The 353-nt window shown below is 43.9% G+C and carries 1 protein-coding gene; it reads left to right on the top strand.

Going from position 1 to position 353, the window contains the following annotated elements:
- Positions 1-353 (top strand): hypothetical protein (locus tag HC175_RS21210; RefSeq protein WP_168139933.1); only part of this gene is annotated, 353 nt, incomplete at both ends.

Below are 353 nucleotides of genomic sequence, written 5' to 3'. Positions count from 1 at the left end.
CCCTTATATGATTCCTTCGGAACTATAGACACGGTAAGACACCTTTATACACCGCGAAAAGACCAATGGTACGATCTTACCCCCGAAGTAACCTATATCAACCTGGATAGTATCACCACCGGGGAACTTAAGACTGCCTTCGAACATGGAAAAGATAAAAAAGCACTGGTTCTGGATCTTAGGAATTATCCACGAAACATTAGAGACACAGATCTTTCCGGGTTCCTGTACCCAAAGAAAAAGAAATTTGTCAAGGTGCTTTTCCCGCTCAGCTCCACCCCTTCCTATGGTGATCCCGATGGGAAAGCTCCCCTGCGTTTTATTTTAGATCCATTTAAGACCGGGAAGAAAAA

The sequence above is a fragment of the Salinimicrobium oceani genome (assembly GCF_012037645.1).
Note: the sequence above shows the minus strand (reverse complement) of the source record. Positions and strands in the feature narration are given on the sequence as shown.